This window comes from Yoonia maritima (assembly GCF_002933395.1).
GTDB classification, from domain to species: Bacteria; Pseudomonadota; Alphaproteobacteria; order Rhodobacterales; family Rhodobacteraceae; genus Yoonia; species Yoonia maritima_A.
In genome coordinates this window covers 424765-444911 of record NZ_PKFN01000007.1, presented here as the reverse complement: position 1 = coordinate 444911, position 20147 = coordinate 424765, and the positions used below count along the sequence as shown (strand labels likewise).

23 protein-coding genes are annotated in these 20147 nt (G+C 55.5%); all 23 read right to left on the bottom strand.

Annotated elements, in window-relative coordinates; translation table 11 throughout:
- Positions 1-19 precede the first annotated feature (19 nt).
- The 23 genes from cysE to fabD all read right to left on the bottom strand — a co-directional run bounded on the left by cysE (position 20) and on the right by fabD (position 19974).
- On the bottom strand, positions 20-826 hold the full coding sequence (gene cysE, locus CYQ09_RS03640; protein ID WP_106744070.1) for a serine O-acetyltransferase: 807 nt from the start codon (positions 824-826) through the stop codon (positions 20-22).
- A 368-nt stretch (positions 827-1194) separates the two neighbouring features.
- Complete coding sequence (locus tag CYQ09_RS03630) at positions 1195-5085, bottom strand: baseplate multidomain protein megatron (protein WP_106744068.1); 3891 nt, start codon at positions 5083-5085, stop codon at positions 1195-1197.
- A gap of 6 nt (positions 5086-5091) precedes the next feature.
- Positions 5092-5523, bottom strand: a complete 432-nt coding sequence (locus CYQ09_RS03625; protein WP_106744067.1) for a peptidase — start codon at positions 5521-5523, stop codon at positions 5092-5094.
- Complete coding sequence (locus CYQ09_RS03620; RefSeq protein WP_106744066.1) at positions 5520-6404, bottom strand: DUF2163 domain-containing protein; 885 nt, start codon at positions 6402-6404, stop codon at positions 5520-5522. The genes CYQ09_RS03625 and CYQ09_RS03620 overlap by 4 nt, the downstream gene beginning before the upstream one ends.
- Positions 6401-7033, bottom strand: coding sequence for a DUF2460 domain-containing protein (locus CYQ09_RS03615; protein ID WP_106744065.1), 633 nt, complete (start codon positions 7031-7033; stop codon positions 6401-6403). The genes CYQ09_RS03620 and CYQ09_RS03615 overlap by 4 nt, the downstream gene beginning before the upstream one ends.
- 11 nt (positions 7034-7044) lie before the next feature.
- Positions 7045-7704: a phage tail tape measure protein gene (locus CYQ09_RS03610; protein ID WP_106744064.1), complete on the bottom strand. Its 660-nt coding sequence runs from the start codon at positions 7702-7704 to the stop codon at positions 7045-7047.
- Entirely contained in the window at positions 7697-7900 is a 204-nt protein-coding gene (locus tag CYQ09_RS03605; protein ID WP_106744063.1) for a rcc01693 family protein, read from the bottom strand. Before CYQ09_RS03605 ends, CYQ09_RS03610 begins: the two co-directional genes overlap by 8 nt.
- Positions 7897-8211, bottom strand: coding sequence for a gene transfer agent family protein (locus tag CYQ09_RS03600; protein WP_106744062.1), 315 nt, complete (start codon positions 8209-8211; stop codon positions 7897-7899). The genes CYQ09_RS03605 and CYQ09_RS03600 overlap by 4 nt, the downstream gene beginning before the upstream one ends.
- Entirely contained in the window at positions 8211-8627 is a 417-nt protein-coding gene (locus CYQ09_RS03595) for a phage major tail protein, TP901-1 family (protein ID WP_106744061.1), read from the bottom strand. The genes CYQ09_RS03600 and CYQ09_RS03595 overlap by 1 nt, the downstream gene beginning before the upstream one ends.
- Before the next feature lie 21 nt (positions 8628-8648).
- A complete protein-coding gene (locus CYQ09_RS03590) occupies positions 8649-9062 on the bottom strand; it encodes a DUF3168 domain-containing protein (RefSeq protein ID WP_106744060.1) in 414 nt (137 codons plus the stop codon).
- On the bottom strand, positions 9059-9397 hold the full coding sequence (locus CYQ09_RS03585; protein WP_106744059.1) for a head-tail adaptor protein: 339 nt from the start codon (positions 9395-9397) through the stop codon (positions 9059-9061). The genes CYQ09_RS03590 and CYQ09_RS03585 overlap by 4 nt, the downstream gene beginning before the upstream one ends.
- Positions 9394-9993, bottom strand: coding sequence for a head-tail connector protein (locus CYQ09_RS03580; protein WP_106744058.1), 600 nt, complete (start codon positions 9991-9993; stop codon positions 9394-9396). Before CYQ09_RS03580 ends, CYQ09_RS03585 begins: the two co-directional genes overlap by 4 nt.
- Positions 9994-10157: 164 nt before the next feature.
- Positions 10158-11339, bottom strand: coding sequence for a phage major capsid protein (locus CYQ09_RS03575; RefSeq protein ID WP_106744057.1), 1182 nt, complete (start codon positions 11337-11339; stop codon positions 10158-10160).
- Between the two features lie 31 nt (positions 11340-11370).
- The gene (locus CYQ09_RS03570; protein ID WP_106744056.1) at positions 11371-11901 is read right to left on the bottom strand and encodes an HK97 family phage prohead protease; all 531 of its coding nucleotides are present in this window, start codon (positions 11899-11901) and stop codon (positions 11371-11373) included.
- Positions 11898-12110 (bottom strand): hypothetical protein, encoded by a 213-nt coding sequence (locus CYQ09_RS03565; protein ID WP_106744055.1) that lies wholly within the window; start codon positions 12108-12110, stop codon positions 11898-11900. Before CYQ09_RS03565 ends, CYQ09_RS03570 begins: the two co-directional genes overlap by 4 nt.
- A complete protein-coding gene (locus CYQ09_RS03560; protein ID WP_106744054.1) occupies positions 12100-13281 on the bottom strand; it encodes a phage portal protein in 1182 nt (393 codons plus the stop codon). Before CYQ09_RS03560 ends, CYQ09_RS03565 begins: the two co-directional genes overlap by 11 nt.
- 117 nt (positions 13282-13398) lie before the next feature.
- Entirely contained in the window at positions 13399-14757 is a 1359-nt protein-coding gene (locus CYQ09_RS03555; protein WP_106744053.1) for a DNA-packaging protein, read from the bottom strand.
- On the bottom strand, positions 14690-15016 hold the full coding sequence (locus tag CYQ09_RS03550) for a hypothetical protein (RefSeq protein WP_106744052.1): 327 nt from the start codon (positions 15014-15016) through the stop codon (positions 14690-14692). The genes CYQ09_RS03555 and CYQ09_RS03550 overlap by 68 nt, the downstream gene beginning before the upstream one ends.
- A 158-nt stretch (positions 15017-15174) precedes the next feature.
- A complete protein-coding gene (mltG, locus tag CYQ09_RS03545) occupies positions 15175-16332 on the bottom strand; it encodes an endolytic transglycosylase MltG (RefSeq protein ID WP_106744051.1) in 1158 nt (385 codons plus the stop codon).
- Positions 16332-17594, bottom strand: coding sequence for a beta-ketoacyl-ACP synthase II (gene fabF, locus CYQ09_RS03540; protein WP_106744050.1), 1263 nt, complete (start codon positions 17592-17594; stop codon positions 16332-16334). Before fabF ends, mltG begins: the two co-directional genes overlap by 1 nt.
- A 264-nt stretch (positions 17595-17858) precedes the next feature.
- Positions 17859-18092 (bottom strand): acyl carrier protein, encoded by a 234-nt coding sequence (locus CYQ09_RS03535; protein ID WP_045996352.1) that lies wholly within the window; start codon positions 18090-18092, stop codon positions 17859-17861.
- Between the two features lie 191 nt (positions 18093-18283).
- The gene (gene fabG, locus CYQ09_RS03530) at positions 18284-19021 is read right to left on the bottom strand and encodes a 3-oxoacyl-[acyl-carrier-protein] reductase (RefSeq protein ID WP_106744563.1); all 738 of its coding nucleotides are present in this window, start codon (positions 19019-19021) and stop codon (positions 18284-18286) included.
- A 14-nt stretch (positions 19022-19035) separates the two neighbouring features.
- Positions 19036-19974 (bottom strand): ACP S-malonyltransferase, encoded by a 939-nt coding sequence (gene fabD, locus CYQ09_RS03525; RefSeq protein WP_106744049.1) that lies wholly within the window; start codon positions 19972-19974, stop codon positions 19036-19038.
- Positions 19975-20147 lie beyond the last annotated feature (173 nt).

Below are 20147 nucleotides of genomic sequence, written 5' to 3'. Positions count from 1 at the left end.
TGCTTAGACGACTTACATCTTATTTTGTATCGATAAATTGGTTCATCGTCATCGACGGCTGAGAACACCCTGCCTCGCCTACGATCCGCGCTGGTACACCTGCGACAGTCTTCATTGGCGGCACGTCATCAAGAACGACTGACCCAGCAGCGACCCGGCTACAATGCCCGACCGTAATGTTGCCTAGCACCTTGGCCCCCGCACCAATTAGAACACCATTGCCAATCTTAGGGTGGCGATCGTCATCTTCTTTTCCGGTCCCGCCAAGCGTGACGGAATGCAACATTGATACATTATCGCCGACCACAGCAGTTTCACCAACAACAATGGAATGCGCGTGATCAATCATAATCCCCTGCCCGATCTGAGCTGCTGGATGGATATCAACACCAAACAATTCACTGACGCGCATTTGCACGAAATAAGCCAAATCGCGACGGCCTTGTGTCCACAGCCAATGACCTAGGCGGTAGGCTTGTACAGCTTGGAAGCCTTTAAAAAACATCAATGGTTGCAAGAAACGATGGCATGCTGGGTCGCGATCAAAAATCGCAACGATGTCCGCACGCGCCGCAGCCGTCAGTGCGGAATTTTCTTCATACGCAGCATCAGCAATTTCGCGAATGATTTGCTCGGACATCTCGGGCGAGGCTAGCTTCATCGACAATCGATAAGCCAAAGCGCCGTCAAAACCGTTGTGATGCAGGATACAAGCGTGAATCATCCCACCAATCAAAGGTTCTGCTTTGATTGCGTCCTCGGCCTCAGTACAGATGCGTTGCCAAACAGGATCAAGTTCGCGCAGTGAGGGTTTCAGATGTGCCATAGGGGTATCCTTTGCGTTTCAGACCCTTTGTGTAGATCATAAAACGTACTGTCGCCAAGAACAAAGCTGTGATTTTATCCATCACTGATCACGATCAATGGGCAAAATGGTCGTAAGTATAGCCATACATTGCAAATAATCCGCATCGCAAAAGGCGCTTCGCGGTACGGCTTTGTGTTTTTGAGCCGCCGACATGAGCGTCCCAGTCCCATACAAGGGATGTGGTTTTCCTGTTGCTTCGCGGTGGCGCGCAGCAATTGATGCCTCCTGATGCAGCTGAACGACCATTCGTCGCCGTGCAGTTTCTGGCGCTGCCAATAGCACCCGCACGGCGACCTCAAGATCGGCCAGTTGGACTGGCCGCACCACTAAACCTGCACATCCACGCCGACGAATGGCCCAGCGCCGTATCGGCTTGATAGTTGCGCGACCTCGATCCGATACGGCAACGTACCGACCTCTGCGGCGCGGGCGCTATCGCTGTAAGACCAAGTGGCCGTATTAACGATGTCTTGACGCTGCACGATACCGTCTTGCATCACGCGTATTTGGTAGGCCTCGCTTTCTTCACCAAGCGGGATTTCACCTTCGCCCCAAATATCTCCGTCAATCCGCCCACATCGGATCCATGACAGCTCGATAGCATCCTCCACGCGCTTTCCACGCAAGTGAGCCACTGGATAGGGCCGTAACCCATTTCCTTTAAACGCGGGAATTACATGACGGTAACTGGCGTCGGTCATCGGGCGTGTCGCAGGACCATAGCGGAAGTGCCTTGGTAGCCCGCGAAGCGCGGATGGAATGGTGACCTGCTCCGGCGTGCCATCCATTACGACGATCCGCGCCCCGACAGGCCAGTCATCTGGCATTAACGCATGACTACCCGCTTGCCCGCGCAGTAATCCAGTCAGCCGGTATGTACGCTCTGCAATTGGTACGGCTTGGCGAAACTGGATGATCTCCCATTTATCGGGCGTACCATCGCCAATCGCGATTGTATTCGCACCTGATAAAACGGCGGCATCACTGGCAGAACTGAGTTCCCCGTTGATCAATGTCACCTCAAGTCCTGCTTGCCGATCCCAAATACCAATCGGCCCTTGCCTCACCACACCTGCCGTAAGACCAATCGTGGCAGAACGATCCATCACGGTCTGCAAAGTGTAACCGCTATCCTCGGATGAGCCATAAAGGGCGATACTACCCGGCCAAGGACGCCCTGCCGTGGCGACATAGGGCGCAGTGGGTTGTTCGTCGCCAGTCAGCATCGGCAGATCCATGAAGAGCGCCTCAACAGGGACTGGGCCGACATATGGCTGTAACACGGGTCCGTCACCGTCAAATGTCTGCCCACGATAGGCTTCGGCGTCAATACGCGTGGCCTCAATCAGGCGCAAACCGGCTTCTTCGACACGGTCGACACGGTAGCGACCACGATGATCTACTGTATCCAGCGCGACAACGTCACCTGCCCCAACCTGCATTTGCGACGGCGGCAAAGCAAAGCTGGCCTGATCGCGCGCAACCCGCGCTTCTTGCAACCAGCGGGTTACCGTGTTGCGCCCCTCTGTCCGGGTCAATGCAAGCGGAACTTCGGTCTTGTTCACCCCATAGGTTTGGGTGTCCGGATGTACGGCCTCGGCAGCGACGGCTTCGTAGTCTCCGTCGTTGTCGAGGTGAACCAGCTGAAGACGCGCTGCAACTTCGGCGGCTGGACTGCGCGTCAGCGCAATTGAGTGGTCCTTTTCGGTATCAATGGCCAGATCATCATGCGTCAGCACATGATCCGCACGCCCAGCGCGGTTTTCAAAGACGAGCACACCATCGCGTTCCATCGCATCAAACCCGTAGGCCATCATCAACGGCTGTAACGCAGAGCGGCCAGAGCCGATGTTAGCGACGGCAAAACCGCGCACCACACCGTAGAGCCGTGACACGTCATAGCGGGTCACCCCAGAGCGCTCACATATCTCGGCAACCACAGATGCCAGTGCACGGTTGCTAACCCGTCCATTCAACCAATGCCCACGCGCATAGTTTTCTCCATCAGACCAGAGCGTCCGGTTACCGGGAAAGAACGGATATGGTCGCGCATCCCATGCCCATACGTGCATACGGCTCGTATCGACCATAGGTGCCCCGTATTCCGTTGAGACCGGGTTGTTCGCAACATCGCTGAAATGCCCATGGACGGCGCGCAGATATTGCATCTGCATAAAGTCATCACGGTTCCCATTAGAATAATGGGGCAATCGGGACTCGGATGATTTGGGATCAATGAACTTGTTGGGTTGGTTCGCGCCCTTATCAATGGCCGCACAGCCGAATTCAGTGAACCAGATCGGTTTGCTTTCAGGTATCCACGCAGTTGGAGTTACCTCTCGGACCCCATCTATTCGGTTATGGTGCGGGTTAGACCACCAACCATGAAAATCCTTATTGCGCCACACCCACGGCTCGCCTTCTCCATCAGTGATCGGCGTACGACGCTGGGCCTCGCGTGCCTCCGGTGTTGTGTAGTACCAATCATACCCCTCTCCTCCAGCCACATTGGAGCGCAAGTAATCCAAGTTATAAATAGATTGGGCTTCTATATCAGCGTGATCGTCCCCATCCCGCCAATCGGATAATGGCATGTAGTTATCGACCCCGATGAAATCGATATTAGGATCAGCCCACAGCGGGTCGAGATGGCATAGTTTGTCAGCAGTCCCAATCGGCTGATACCCATGGTATTCGGACCAATCCGCCGCATAGCTAATCTTACAATCTGCCCCAAGGATTGCGCGGACGTCAGCTGCTAGCTGGCGCAGGGCATCTACTGCAGGAAAACTATTCCCCGCCCCACGGATTTGGGTCAGCGCCCGCATCTCGGACCCGATACAAAATGCGGACACACCTCCGGCCGCTGCACATAGGTGTGCATAATGAAGTATGAACCGGCGATACCCCCAATCAGCAGGGCCAGTATAGCTAACGGTCGTTCCATCAACGCTGAAATCAGACGCAGTCGCATGCCCCATAAATGCAGATACCTCGGACACTGCCCCTGCGGTGCCATCGGTCGTGCCATCCATATATGGGGCAAGCGCAGTCGTAATCCGCCCACGCCATGGCAATGCAGGTTGGCCGGGGTTTCCTGTCCATGGATCGGTTAAAGTATTATCGCTTAGCTGCTCCATCAGAATGAACGGATAGAAGACTGGCGATAGACCGCGAGACTTCATATCGCGCAGTGCCTCAACGACAGAGGCATCGGTTGGCGTCCCGCCATAAACCGGCGCACCATCTAGTTCGGGGACTTCCTCGGCTGTGGCACGACTGACACCTGACACCCCCCAAGGCATCGCGTCCGCATCGACTTGGCGCTGTTCTACCTTCGGCATGATCTGGCATTCACCACAGCGCAGGTCATCGCCAAACCAAGAGACCACCATAACGACGGACTGACACGCCGGGACTTCGCCCTGCAACGCATCCATAGAGGCGCTAAAGTCGCTTTGCCCTAGGGGTGAATTCGTATTAACCGCGACCTGTTCACCGTATGAGGGCGACATATACACCTGCGACGTCGCCAGCCCGTATTCACCTGTACCCGGAATCAGGGCGACACCCGTTACCAGATCACCCAATTCTTCTTCACCGGCGCGCATGACTTCGAACGTCAGTTGCGGAATCCGATTACCGAACTGCGCCAATGGCATGTCTTCGAACACGACATATGCGGTGCCTCGGTAGGCAGGGGTATTGTCGATCCCTTCCACTGCTGCAATCTTGGGATCGGGCTGTTGGTCCATAGCGCCTGTGTAGACGCGCATATTCAGATCATCTTGCGGCACCTCGGTGCCATCGGCCCAAATCCGGCCCACCCGGCTAATCTCACCTTCACAAAGCGCAATCGCAATGCTGACACTGTACGAGAACGATTTGACCTCAGGCGTCGGCGGCGCACCTTTACCACCGCCAGATGTCTTACTGCTTTCTTTGAACTCGGATGCCCAAATTACCTGCCCGGGAACGCGCATACGGCCATAGATTTGCTGCAGGTCGGCGCCTTCGTTCGCACCCGTCAAACGCAGACGATCAACGCGCCCCGTTTCAACAGGTTCGCTACCTGCGCCCATGATCTTTTGATCAATATGACGGCCAATCGCAGCGCCTGCTGCACGACCAATGGTCGCCATAGACAGCCCCATGACAGTGCCACCGATTGAACCGCCAATAGCCATACCAGCTGCGGAAAGAACGATTGTCGCCATGACCAGTTATCCTTTTGAAATCTCAAATTGCGCCGCGATACGTCGACGCCATGGGGCGGAAAGCGGGCTTTCCACCACACCATGCCCGGAATACGAATGAATAAATGCAGGAGCGCTACAGGTGCTGGAGAGAATACCAATATGCTTTGCGACTGCCCCGTTACGCATTCGAAACAGCAGAACCTGGCCTGCTGCCAAAGGCGTGCCCGTCACATCACCCATATGGCGCAGCCCCGCCTGATAAAGCGCCTCTTGCCCCTGCGGTTCGGACCAATCCGCAGTATAGGCCGGCACAAGTTCGGGTTCAGCGCCATAAAGGGTCCGCCACACACCGCGCAGCAATCCCAAACAATCGCACCCGACACCCCGCACAGACGCCTGATGTAGATAAGGTGTGCCAATCCAATCCCGTGCCACTTCGACAATCTGAGAGGTCATCGGCTACGGCTCCCACCGGAATTCATGCCATTATTACGCGGTACGCTTACCAGCCAATCGTCACCGGGAATGTCAGGAAAGCCCTGAAAGTTAATGAAATTGCTAAACTTGTCACGACACGACGCGGCACGCCTATCGCAACCTGCGATCAGGCGAACACGATCGCCGATTTCCATTGTGGCGCGGATCGGCTCCCACAAGGTGATCTTTCGGTTTCCTTCAATCACATCATCGGACTTGATCACACCGCGCAGCGTGGCCGCCGAACCAGTCTCAACGATGAGCTGGCCACCTTCGAACCACTGGTCATTAAACGAAGACACGTTAGCGAATGAAAACACCTGCCCATCTGTTGCAATGGTCAGTTCAGTCGTAACCGCAAACGCCGGATCATCCAAATCGACACCACATCGCCGATCACCCAAAACCGCACTACACGTCTTTAAATAAGATCGGCCCTGCGGTTGGTTCAGGGCCTCGGTCAAACCACGTAGTTCCGCTTGAAAACCACCCTGCGCCCGCGTGATCTCGCCTATCGTGCCATAGAACCGCACCTGCCGGGCCGCTGGGTTGTCCCATTGAACCAACCAAGTCGTCACTTCCGCCCCATCATAGCGCCCCGCATCAATGTCCGCTTCGGTAATAGCCGACGCAGACAGCACACCAATCGCTTCGGTGTTGTTGACAGACAGTCCTGTGGTACTCGCCAGCGCACGCGCGCTTAGCCCGCTTTCCGGGGTAAACGTGATACCGTCAAACTGAATGGCGACATCATGGTCGGTAAAGCCCAATGTCACGCCATCCGCGCGTCTTAGCGCCCAACAATGGCAGACATGTGTGGTACCGGTCGCCAAATGGGCGTGCAATACTGTGGCGGTCATACGCGGACCTCCACAATTGGAACATTGGGAACTTCACCAGCCTGAAAATTTGAAACCGACGTCATGATTGCATCAGTATCGAACCTTACGGGCACATCGAACTCAAAGCCCGCGCGGACATCCGAACCAACATCCGGCGGATGACCAAAATTCAGCACACCCGTGTTGTTGTCGACATTAAAATCAACGTCTTCTTGCTGCAGCACCCCGCCAATCGACACACGAACTGAGCCTGGAACAGGCTTAGAAATCGGACGCGCGTATGATGTGTCGCCAGACCGATAAGTCTTGTTCAGTTGGAACTGGGCAGTGACTTCATCCCCAATCGCGATCAACTGGTCCTCTGCATCGATTTCCTTGGATGGCGAGCAGGATTTGAAATCGCTCCAATCTTTCCAACGAAATCCAATAAGCTGGCCTTGGCGGGCCTCAAAAAACGCGATCAAGGTTTCTACGTCATCAAGTGACCGTAACCCCATACCCGCGTCATAACGACGACGGGCGTGCGCCCATGGCGTGTTGCGTTCTTCAAACCCATTCGCAAGCGTCACAATATCGGTACGGCGTTCCGGGCCGCCCACCGAACCGAAACTCAGCGAGGCGGGAAATCTTATGTCATGAAATGCCATCAGTTCTACTCCTATCGGTTACGTTGGCCACGGCCCAAGGCGCGCGCCATCTGTGACGCAACCTGCCCTTGGGACCGTTGAAAGCTCTGGGCGTCTGGCGTTGTGATGTTCATATTCACAGTCACAGAACCGCCCCCTTGGGTACGCACGCCCAAACGACCATCAGCGCCACGTGAAAGCGGCATGATCGCCTCTGGCCCGGCCTCACCCATCAACCCGGTGCCACCGCGCATCGAAAAGGTCACTGGGCTGCTGACAACACCACCTTTGGCAAATGGCATCACGCGGCCTTGGGTAAACGCACCACCATCGGCAAATGGCATCATGCTCGACACGGCCGAGTTCAAACCATCAGCTAAAACACCACCCATGTGGTTCATTACCGGATTAACAGCGGCCGAATAGGCGGTGTTGATCATGGATTGCGCAAGACCACTCAGCGCGTCAGACAACTTCATCCCATCCAGAACCAGGCCATCAAACGCACGGCGAAGCCCGCCTGAAAATCCGCGTTCAAGATTACCTAAATCACGTGTCGTATCCGCAAGCGCGCCTTGGACACCGCGCAACTGGCTATCAAAGGCTGCGGTGACTTGTGACGCATCTCCAATTGTCTGCTCCAGCGCACTGACGTCACTCTCTAACTGATCAATCTTATCCAAATCATCCATCCAAATTCTCCTTATCCACATCAGGAAATGCGGTCTGCAATTCGGCCAATCGGTCCCGGCCCATTGGGGGCGACGTTTGAGCAAGGCCCAGCATGATTTGCAGTTCAGTCGGGGTAAGCGCCCAAAACTGATCGGGCGTCAGGCGCAATCCATGCAAGCCTGCCTGCATCAAACCGCGCCAATCCAGCCCGATCATGTGGGCGTGGCAAAGGCACGCGCGAGCAAAGTGGCCGCCACCTGTGCCGCCCCAACGGGGCCACCCTCAATTTCAGCGGTCATCAGATCATCAGACGTCCCACGCCAACCACCACCGCGTAGCCCCGCAACAACGACCGCCATCACATCGCGGCTTGAAAACGCGCCGCCCTCGAACCGGCGGATCAGGTCAATCAACGACCCTTCACCCAAGCGCGTCTCAAGCTCGGCCAATGCGCCCAAAGTCAGTTTGCAAATGTGTGAAACGCCATCTATGCGCACCTCGGCTTCGCCGGTCCAAGGGTTCGCCATCAGATCAACGCCGTAAAGATCAGCGCACCAGCCGATGCGAGCGACAGCTCATAAGTCGCCTCGCCGTTATGCGAACCAGCGTATTCGATTGATGTGATCTGAAACGGGCCTTCAACGGTGCCGAAATCCGGAATGATCACCTGAAAATTGGGGGTCTCACCATCAAAGAAAATCTGGCGTGCACGTTCATCCGTCGCGTCATCTTTGAACACACCGGACCCCGAAATCGATGCAGTCTTAACACCAGCGCCACCAAGCAATTCACGCCACCCGCCTGTGCTTTCAAGGCTCGTAACATCCACGCTCTCAGCGTTAAAACTGATCCGGGTTGCACGTAGGCCCGCTGCCGTCTCAAACAAACCGCCGCCTGTCATGTCTATTTTGACCAGCAGGTCTTTACCGTTCTGGGCTACCATAGCCAGTACTCCTTTTAGGGATTAAGCGTTATCCGCGACACGCGCGCGGAAAATCAGGTTGATCTGGCGGACGTCACCCGTGCCAACACGGGCGGCTTTCGCCTTATAGAAATTCAGGGACACCAGCGCGCCGCGGGTCAACGTGAGATCAGCATCAACCAAAGCGTCAGACACGGCGGCAGCGGCAGTCTTCGCCGTCGAAAACCCCGCGCTCTCGGTCACGACAGTCACCGTAAATTCGTGCAGCGCACCACCGCCAGTTTTGTCCGACGCATCGCGCACATCTTCGGCACCAAGCACCACATACAACGGCGGTAGTGCGCCACTAGGCAGTGCGTCATAAATTGCTGTGCCAACAAGACCTGTAAGATCGGGATCATTCGACAGCTGGCCATAGACGGCGGCCTGCAAAGCAGAAGCAACTCCATAACTCATGATGCAGTCTCCTCAAGCGCGTGACAGGTCAGAAACCGGCCATCACTGCCCTGCTCTGCCACTGCGGTAATGTTGAAAATACGGTTACCTTCACGAAAACGCTGACCTGCAACGGGGCGCGACTGTGCGCCTTGGGGCGCGGCGCGCACCGTGATCCGGTAAGGTACACGTGAAATAGTCGCAGCAAACGCGGCCGCCTCGCGGCCAGAGCCGGCCTTGACCGTTGCCCAATGAATGCCCAGCGGCTGCCATTCACGAACATAGCCACCAGCACCGTCGCTCACCTGCAAAGGGGCCTCTAACACAAACGCGCGGTTCAAACGCGGCGCTTTCATACCGGGTTCCCCATAAACAGACGCACGGTGCGGTACTGTTCGATCAAGGCAGACACGCCAAACGGCATCGACGCAGTGCCGTGCGAAACCTCATGACGGAATTCGTAATAATGCGCAGCCAACATCAATACGGCGTGCGCCAAATCAGCAGGTAAATCTGACCACTCGGGACCGAAGCCAGCCATCAACCCAATGCGCACGGTGCCGTTTGTCGGGATAGACGGCAGCGCAGCGGCGCTCGCCTTTATGCTGGGGCGCAGCATATCTGGCTCCAGATACCAAGCCCCCACATCAGGAATAACCTCGTCACCACTCATCGCGATCAATATGACGGACGAAATCGCGCTGACAGGGGCAACAGGAAGCGGCTGACGGCGGGCATCGCGCCACGCAGTCAACATCCAACTAAACTCGCGCTCGATGAGGATTTTACCAGTGCGCGCTTCGATCGCCGCCATAGCAGCGCGCAGATAACTTTCCAGCACACCATCTTGTAACCCATCATCCGAGAAACCCGAACCAAGGCGCATATGGTCTTTGAATTGTGCGACCGGAAGCGCCGATTGCGGCACGGTGGTCTCTTCGACTAACATCATGGGTTATCTCCGAAATCTTCTGATCTTGGGACCGTTAAGGTCAAGAACCCCGGACGCAGGCCACCCTGCATCACTCGGACGGAAGGAAGCTGCTAGACGACACAGGATCGCCTTGGATGCGTCCGGGGACCGGGGGCAATCACGCCCCCGCTTTCACGCCAGACTTAGCTGGTCGCGAACTTCAAAAGCTTGATTGCGCCAAAATCGCTGACGGCACCGCCAACACGTTTCGTGGCATAAAACAGCACATGTGGCTTGGCCGAGAACGGATCGCGCAGCACGCGTATATCTGGACGTTCAGCAACGGTGTAACCCGCACCAAAATCACCAAAGGCAATCGCCATCGCGTCCGCCGCGATATCAGGCATGTCTTCGGCAATCAGCACTGGGTAACCCATCAGACGCGCAGGCTCGCCCGCAGCCAGACCATCAGACCAAAGGAAACGACCATCATTGTCTTTCAGCTTGCGAATTGTGCCCGCCGTCTTGGAATTCATTACGAATGTGCCGTTCGCGCGATATTCAGCACCCAGCGAATAAACAAGGTCCACAATCGCGTCGCCGCCATCAATGCCACCGGCTGTACCCGTCGGCACATAACCAATGTTACCCCAAGCCCAAACGTCATTGTCGACAGTTGGATACGTCATCAGACCAGTAGGTTTGTCGATGCCATCACCATTGATAAACGCGCCCGCTTCAGAACGAGCGAATTTATCGGCGATACGACCGGCCAGCCAACCTTCGATGTCGAACGCGCTGTCATCCAACAAACGCTGGGACGCCTTAGGAAGCGCAGACAATTCGTGCAGTGGGATCGTGATACGATCGATCTGCGGCGTGTCAGTCTCAGCCACCGAACCCGCTTCAGTCGCCCAGCCCGCACCCATTTCGGTATGATCAACCAGCACATCATACGACGTCGCATCGACGTTCACGACATTCGCAATCGCACGGATCGATGCCGTAGACGAAAGCGTACCTTTCACGGTGTCCGACGTCTGTGGATCAACCAAGTAGCCACCATCAGCCGCAATTGAAGTATTCAGCGATTTACCGTCCAGCTCCAGACCGCGCAGCGCGTCATCATCACCTGAACGCAGGTAGGCGGCAAACGCCTTTTGGTGCGGAGCATTTTCGGCGGCACAAGTTGCCAACGCCGCACGAGAAGTCATCATTGTCTTACGATCCAGCTTGTTCATCCGGTCATCCTGTTTTTGAAGTTTGGCATTAACGCCGTTAGAAAAGTCTTTGAATTCGCTCATAAACCCGACAACAGCCGCGTTCAGTTCTCGGGCAGGAGACACATCTTCCCCGACCCGAGAATCGCTCTCAGTCTTGCTCATCAATCTTCCTTTGATTGTGGTGCGGCGGGGGTTAGTCCCGCGCCATCAAACGGCGGGCATCTTCAAACACCGCTGCCAATTCACGCATCGCACCGACGGCAGGATCATCCCCCTTCGCCGCTACACGCGCATCGGGAAGCATGGGGAATGTAACCAAAGACACCTCCCACAGCTCCAACTGAGACAAAAGGCGTCCGCCCCTGTCGTTCTTTTGGGCCTTCACGGTGCGATATCCGATGGACAGCCCATCAATCGCGCCGGCGCTGACCAATGAGGCGGCTTCGCGCCCCTTAACAACATCGGTCAGCAATCGGCCTTTAACCCATAGGCCGTTTGCGTCTTCACGCACCTCATCCCAAACGCCAATCGGCTGGGCGGGGTCGTGCTGCCATAGCATCTTGATCTGGCGGCCCTGCGCCAGTGACGCGGCATATGCACCCGGCACAACAGTATCACCGCCCTGATCAGCCTTTCCAAACAAGGATGCATAACCACTAATCACCGATCCATCCGTGACTGTGACATCAGCACCCAACTGGCAAAATTTATGTTCCAAACTCATAGCGCTCTCCCGCTCAGTGCTTTCACAATTTCGAAAACCAACAGGCCAAAACAGCCGCAGACCACGGCCCAAATTTGGCGCTCTAACCGCGTGACCATGAATTCGATCCGACCAAGGCGCACATCGACTTGGGCAAACCAGAAATCCGAAACCGGAGGTTTCACTTCACGGTGTGGCTTACGCTTCAGATCAACGACCTTACCGGGCATCGCCAACCTCAATTGCAGGAAGGCCAAGCAACGCACGCTTTTCGGGATCGGTCAAAAACGCAGCCTCTCCCACACGACGCCATTGGGCATCTCGTTCAGCTGAAAGCGCTGGTATCTGGTCCAAATCCGGGCGCAGTTCGATCCGCTCGCTAGTGAAATCGGACAACCAATCTGCAATCGTACTTGTGACGCGTGTCACCAGCGGCAACACAGTCAAACGGTAAAACGCGCGGTTTGCCTCTTGGTAATTGGCATAGGTCGCATCACCCGGAATCCCCAACAGCATCGGCGGCACACCAAAGGCAATCGCGATTTCACGCGCGGCGGCTTCCTTGGTTTTCTGGAACTCCATATCTGATGGCGAAAACCCCATTGGCTTCCAATCCAGCCCACCTTCCAACAGCATAGGGCGACCAGCATTACGGGCACCCTGGTGCTGGGTTTCCATCTCGCTTAGCAGGCGATCATACTGATCCGCCGACAGTGATGCCTGCCCGTCCGCACCGCGATACACAATCGCACCAGATGGCCGGGCTGCATTATCCAGCAAAGCCTTTGACCAACGCGAAGCAGCGTTGTGAACATCCACCGCATTCGCAGCGGCCTGCAAAGCAGACAGTCCATAATGATCATCCTGCGGGTGAAAACTCTTAATATGGCAAATCGGACCCTGCCCGTCAGAAACTGCGAAACGATGCTTGCGACCGTTCACACTGTATTCATAGGCCATCGGCCAACCATCTGTACCCGGCACAACCGACATCCGGTCAGAGCGCAAGACATGCATCTCGAGCGGCAAGCCATCATCGCCAACAGCCTCAAGATATCCATTCCCGGTCAACAGCAGTTGACCAAACAACGCTTCAAGCAACTCTGCACGGCCATGCCCGGCATTTGGACGGTTCAACAGTGCCAACACCGGATGGGTGTCATAGCGGCGCTCTGCATCCTGCAAAACGACTGGAACAGCAGCGGCCGCCTCAGCAATCATCTTAACTGCACGAAACCCGATCGGGTTATTCGCAAACCCGGTACGGGTCAGTGACACGACATCTCGCGGGCTCCACGCCACACGACCCGCACCTGACATCGCCATCACACGACCCGTGGCCGAGGCTTTAACCTCAGCCACCGGCTGTTCCGGCGTAGCGCGGTTCAAGAATTCAAACATTCAAAACTCCTTTGGTGCCAATCGGCCGTTGATGACCGTCTGCGATCCATGAAAACAATTTGCATTTAAATGATTACAAAGATGGTAGGGATGCGTACGCACCCCTACGCAACGGGGTCAAAGCCCGCGAATACTGGGGTTACGCCAATTTTGGGCCGGTTCAATCATCAAATCATAAAGCGCCCAAACCAACGCATCGACCCGGTCAGGCGATCCGCGACCGACGAATCCTTGGGTGGTTAGCTGACACATCTGGTCTTCCAGCTTGGCTAAGCCACGCGCGTGACGCACACGACCTTGCTCATAAAGCGCGGCAATCGGCTCTGCTCGGGCAACCTTACCCTTTGAGGCGTGAACAGACCGATAGGATACCATTGGATCAACCTGCCGCAAAACGGCCTCGACCATGTCCCCTCCTTGATTGACCTCAGCGACCAAACGATCAGCGCCAAACCGATCCATTGCATTGATCGCAGCTTGCGCCCAATCAGTTGGACGCGCCGCAGACATCGACACATCAGCCAAGACATAGGCACGCCACTCCTGCGGGGGGCCATCCATTACGACACCCGCAACCACAATCCCACATTCATCAGATCCCTTATGCGACGTCCCCGGCGGGTCAATTGCGACGACAACACGCGTGCAGGGCGGCAAATGATCGGCCTGCACCCCCGCCAATTGATCGGCCCCCCAAAGCGCACCATCAACGTCATCCAACAGCGCACCATCGATTTCTTGGCGGCCCAAAGACGTACCACCATAACGCGCCTCAATCTCGGCGATAAAACTCGGGGCAAGGTTCGCGCGGTTCGCTTGCGTAGGTGCATGGGTCACCACGGTCGTGTCCATCTCAAGCAAATCACGCAAAACCGCCGCACGGCGCGGTGTGGTCGTCACACAGGCCCGAGGATGATCACCCAATCGCAACCCAAACTGCAACATATCCCACGTGTCACCACCTTTGCGCCATTTCGCCAATTCATCCGCCCACAAGGCATCAAACTGCGGGCCACGTAGGCTTTCTGGTTCATGCGCAGAAAACAACTTCGCTTGCGCACCGTTGGGCCAAACCAGCAAGCGGCGCGTGGCAATCCAGTCTGGGCGGCGATCCGGCGGGCTTACCGCCATAATGCCACTTTCGCCAAAGACCATCACCTCGCGAGCCTGATCCATGGTTTCGGCGACAATCGCCATGCGGCGGGCGCGGCCGGGCACGGTGGGGCGTGGGCCTTCCAGCATCGCACGCACCCACTCGGCCCCTGCCCGCGTTTTGCCCGCACCACGGCCGCCCATAATGACCCAAGTGCGCCAATCACCGTCAGGCGGCAGTTGGTGCGGCAGCGCCCAAAAGTCGAACAGATAAGGCAGTGATGCGATCTGTGCAGACGTCAGTTGGTTTATAAACTCAACCTGCGCGGGTCGCGGCGCGGAGGCGATCAAGCTGGCTCCCGATGTCAGCGCGCAGGGCGTCATAGTCGATATCGGCGTCGGACTGATTGGCTTGCTGTTGGGCATGAAACGCCTCCTCTGCCGCAAGCACCTTGAGATGCGCGGATTGTAATTCGCTTAGCTTTGTCAAAAGGGGTTTAGAGGCCACATCAGTCGGTAACCCAATTTCTGCAATCATGTGACGGATAGTATTCCGAACACTCACATACAGCTCCGCAATCTCGGTCACGCGGGCCGATGCATCATCAAGGGCCACCTGCCCCTGATCGTCTAATTTGTTCATGTATATTCGCCTGTAAGGGGTGAGCTTCCGTTACATCGAGAGGCGATAATCGACGCCTTCTAGCACAACAACTATAGGCACAGGCAGGCCCAGAAGTCAATCAGCCGAGGGTACGGACGCGCACCCTCGGCTAAATTTTCATTAACCTTTACAGCGCCTTAATTATCAGATGCGCGCTCAGCTTCAATCTCGCGCCAGCGGGCAACATTGCGATTATGTTCGTCCAATGTTGTCGCAAAAGCGTGGCCACCAGTTCCATCAGCCACAAAAAAGATATATTCTGTGGTGTCTGGATTCAGCGCCGCTTCGATACTCGCGCGACCGGGGTTGGCAATCGGTGTTGGCGGCAGACCCGGGATCACATAAGTGTTCCAAGGTGTCTCACCACGCAATTCACTTTGACGCAAACCACGACCCAGAATTCCCTCACCCTGCGTGAGTCCATAGATAACCGTCGGGTCCGTTTGCAGCTTCATGCCTTGGTTCAGGCGGTTCACAAAGACGCTCGCAACTTGGCGACGCTCTTCAGGAACACCTGTTTCCTTCTCAACGATACTTGCCAGAATCATTGCTTCTTCTGGCGAAGCCAAAGGTAAGCCATCAGCACGTTCTGCCCATGCTTCTGCGATGATCGCAGACTGCCGCTCTGTCATCTGCGCAATGATCGACGACACACGCGTGTCAGGTGTGATGTCATAGCTATCAGGCGCGAGCGATCCCTCAGGTGGGGTCTCTTGCACGTCAGCAACCAAGATATCAATCGCGCTCAGCTCGTTTACGATCTGCCAACTGGTCACACCTTCGGCCAATGCAACACGATACCGGGTATCGGATGCTTCACGGACTTCGGTGTACTCCGCAGGTGTTTCGACCTCACTCGGATCATAATTCACCAGCTCAACAAAACGGTTCGTCGCGGGGTCAAGCTCGCGCACCTGAATTAGCATCTTGTTGATACCAACGCGGTAAACGACTTCGGTGCCGCAAGTATTCTGACCACCACGGGTCACGATGCTCACGATATCTTCCATCGACGCTTGCTCTGGCACCAGAAAGCTACCAGCTTTCAAAAGACCCGACTTTTCAGAATAATCTGCGCCCGTCTCAAAAATGAACTCAGACGAAATCGCACCTTGATCAACCAGTTTCGAAGCGACACGAGACATGTTAGTCCCACGATCGACTTGGAAACAAATTGCCTGCGCCAAGGGCCCCGGCGCAGAATATTGCTTCATTCCCCAGCCGATACCACCGACCAAGAGGAACAAAGCAACAATAAAGAACGTCAAAAAATTAGACGCTATGTGGCGCCACATTAGGTGACCTTTCCGAACACGACACTGGCATTCGTGCCGCCAAAGCCGAACGAGTTCGACAATGCGATATCGATCTTACGCTCGCGCTTTGCATTCGCGCAAAGGTCGACCACGGTGTCAACGGCAGGATTGTCCAAGTTGATTGTCGGCGGTGCAACCTGATCCCGGATCGCAAGGATCGAGAAGATCGCCTCAATCGCACCAGCGGCCCCCAAAAGGTGACCCGTCGCTGATTTGGTCGATGACATCGTTAGTTTCGCAGCAGCCTCTGGGCCAACCAAACGCTCTACCGCGCCCAATTCAATGGTATCAGCCATCGTCGAGGTACCATGCGCGTTTACATAATCAATCTGCGTTGGATCGATACCGGCATTCCGGCACGCAGCACGCATCGCGCGCTCAGCACCTTCATGATCAGGTGGTGGGGCTGTGATGTGGTGGGCGTCGCCGCTCAGACCATAGCCCAGAACCTCTGCATAGATTTTAGCACCACGGGCTTTAGCGTGTTCATACTCTTCCAGAACGACCATCCCAGATCCCTCGCCCATGACAAAACCGTCACGGTCTTCGTCCCATGGGCGGCTCGCCTTTGCGGGGTCGTCGTTATATTTCGTGCTCAGCGCCTTACAGGCGTTAAAGCCCGCAATGCCAATTTCACAAATCGCAGCTTCAGCACCGCCAGCGACCATAACGTCAGCATCGCCGTGCTGGATCAAACGAGACGCATCACCAATCGCGTGCGCACCTGTAGAACAGGCCGTCACAACAGCGTGGTTCGGGCCACGGAACCCGTATTTGATCGAAACCTGACCAGAAATCAGGTTAATCAGCGCACCGGGCACAAAGAATGGGGAAACGCGACGTGGGCCTTTTTCGGCCATCATCACAGCAGTGTTCGCAATCGAATTCAAACCACCGATACCCGACCCCATCAGAACACCCGTCCGCTCAAGGCTTTCACGGTCTTCGGGCATCCAACCTGCGTCTTCAATCGCTTGCTGGGCTGCAGCCAAACCGAACATGATAAAGGTATCAACCTTACGCTGTTCTTTCGGCTCCATGTATTTGTCGGCGTTGAATGTACCATCGGTGCCATCGCCCAACGGAACTTCGCACGCATATTGCGTGGTTACCTTACTGGGATCAAAGCCCGTAATTTTACCAGCGCCAGATTGACAGTCCAAAATCCGTTCCCAGGATTTTTCGACTCCATCAGCTAGCGGGGTTACCAAACCCAAGCCTGTTACAACAACACGACGCATATTCTGCCCTCACCTTTTGGCGTATTTGAATGCACTAATAACCTAGCCAACAGCACAGGAGCAAGTCCGCGTCACAACGCCAGCATCGGGTTGCCTACAAGGGAACAACTCTTGCCTATTACTGTTCAACTTTTATCTGCCACGTTGGCACAACACTCTTTAACGGATTGGTTTGTCATTAAGTCACGAGACGCGCTTAAAACAACCTTCATACAAAAAAAACGGCGCCGTAATGGCGCCGTTTCCTTGTTCTTTGATAACGGCTTATTGTGCGCCGTTGATGAACTTAACCGCGTCACCAAATGTCTGGATGGTTTCTGCAGCGTCGTCAGGGATTTCGATACCGAATTCCTCTTCGAACGCCATAACCAGCTCAACAGTGTCAAGGCTGTCTGCACCAAGATCATCGATGAAGGACGCAGTTTCCGTCACTTTGTCTTCTTCAACACCAAGATGCTCTACTACGATCTTGCGTACGCGGTCTGCAACGTCGCTCATGTCAATTCCTCACGTCTTTCTGGGCCAGTGCCCGTTTTGATTTGGGCTGTTGCCCGACTTAACTTTCCCCTTGCGGGGTTCAACCGATCTGCGCAGCAAACATCCGACGTGGCGTCACATGCACTTTTTCGGCAAATCTGGGTGGCCTATAGCAGAGAATTCCGCTTAGGCAAACGGTTTCATAGCCGCTGTTAAAGCATGGCCATCCCACCGTTCACATGCAAGGTGGTACCAGTAACATAAGCCGCCTCTGGGCTAGAAAGATACAAAACTGCCGCAGCAATCTCTTCGGCGTCACCCATACGACCAGCAGGAACTTGCGTCAAAATTCCTGCCTTTTGCTCATCATTCAGCTTATCTGTCATCGCAGTGGTAATAAATCCGGGTGCCACGCAGTTCACGGTGATTCCACGGCTCGCAACCTCATATGCGATGGATTTTGACATCCCAACCATACCTGCCTTTGATGCCGCATAGTTCGCCTGACCCGGATTACCTGTTGCACCAACGATAGAAGAAATATTCACGATGCGGCCCCAACGCGACTTCATCATGCCGCGGATCACGCCTTTGCAAAGACGCATGGTCGATGTCAGGTTGACCTCTAGAACCGACGACCATTCTTCATCCGACATGCGCATAAAGATATTGTCACGCGTAATCCCCGCGTTGTTCACAAGCACGTCAACAGAACCCATCGCCTCTGCAGCCTGTTTCGGCAGCGCGTTTACAGCGTCTGCGTCGCTTAGGTTACATGGTAAAACATGCGCACGATCGCCCAGTTCGGCGGCCAACGCCTCAAGCGGCTCAACCCGCGTACCAGACAGTGCAACAGTCGCCCCAGCACCGTACAACGCCTTGGCGATTGCACCACCAATGCCACCCGAAGCACCGGTAATAAGGACATTTTTCCCATTTAGATCAAACATTTCGAATTCCTTCTTCAATCTTTTAGCGCAGCGATAGCCGCAACAATATCTTCGGGCGTACCAACAGCTGCTGTCGCCAGGCTACGGTCAATACGTTTAACCATTCCACATAGCGCCTTGCCAGCACCGATTTCGAACACCTCAGTCACGCCCTGCGCGGCCATGTAGCCAACGCTTTCGCGCCAGCGCACGGAACCCGTCACCTGCTCAACAAGCAATGAACGGATTGAAGCTGGATCAGTGACGCTGCTCGCTTCAACGTTGGCGACCACTGGTACAGCTGGTGTTTTGATTTCAACATCATCTAGTGCCTCGGCCATCACGGCAGCCGCCGGGGCCATCAAGCTACAATGGAATGGGGCGCTTACTGGCAATAGTAACGCGCGCTTTGCACCTTTTTCTTTGGCAATGACGGTTGCCCGCTCAACGGCAGCCTTGCGCCCTGACACAACCACCTGCCCCGGATCGTTATCGTTTGCGGCTTGGCAAACCTCGCCTTGCGCGGCTTCTGCTGCAATTTCGGCAACTGTCGCGAAATCCAGCCCCAGAATCGCGGCCATTGCGCCAACGCCGACAGGCACGGCATCTTGCATTGCAGTTCCACGTAAGCGCAACAAACGTGCGGTGTCCGCAACCGTCAATGCGCCAGCCGCAGCCAAGGCCGAATATTCGCCCAATGAATGCCCAGCAACATAACTTGCTGCCGAAACAGAAACGCCTTCAGCCTCAAGCGCGCGCATCGTCGCCAAGGATGTCGCCATCAACGCAGGCTGCGCGTTCCGCGTCAGCGTCAGTTCCGCGATATCGCCACCCCAAATTAAACCAGACAGGTTTTCGCCAAGCGCCTCGTCAACTTCGTCAAAAATCGCCTTTGCAGATGGATAAGCGTCAGCCAAAGCCCGCCCCATTCCAATTGTCTGCGCCCCTTGGCCCGGAAATACGAATGCCCGCATCAGACCTCTCCTCTTTGATATGTTATTTGCGGTCAGGCTTACCTTGCTGTGACATAGCGCACAAGCAACCCGTCAACTGATCGGTGATGCACAAAGCCTGTAAGCTGGCACACACACTCAATCATTTGCGCGAATCCACGCTGGTGATAGCGTGCTTACAATCATTCGGAGAA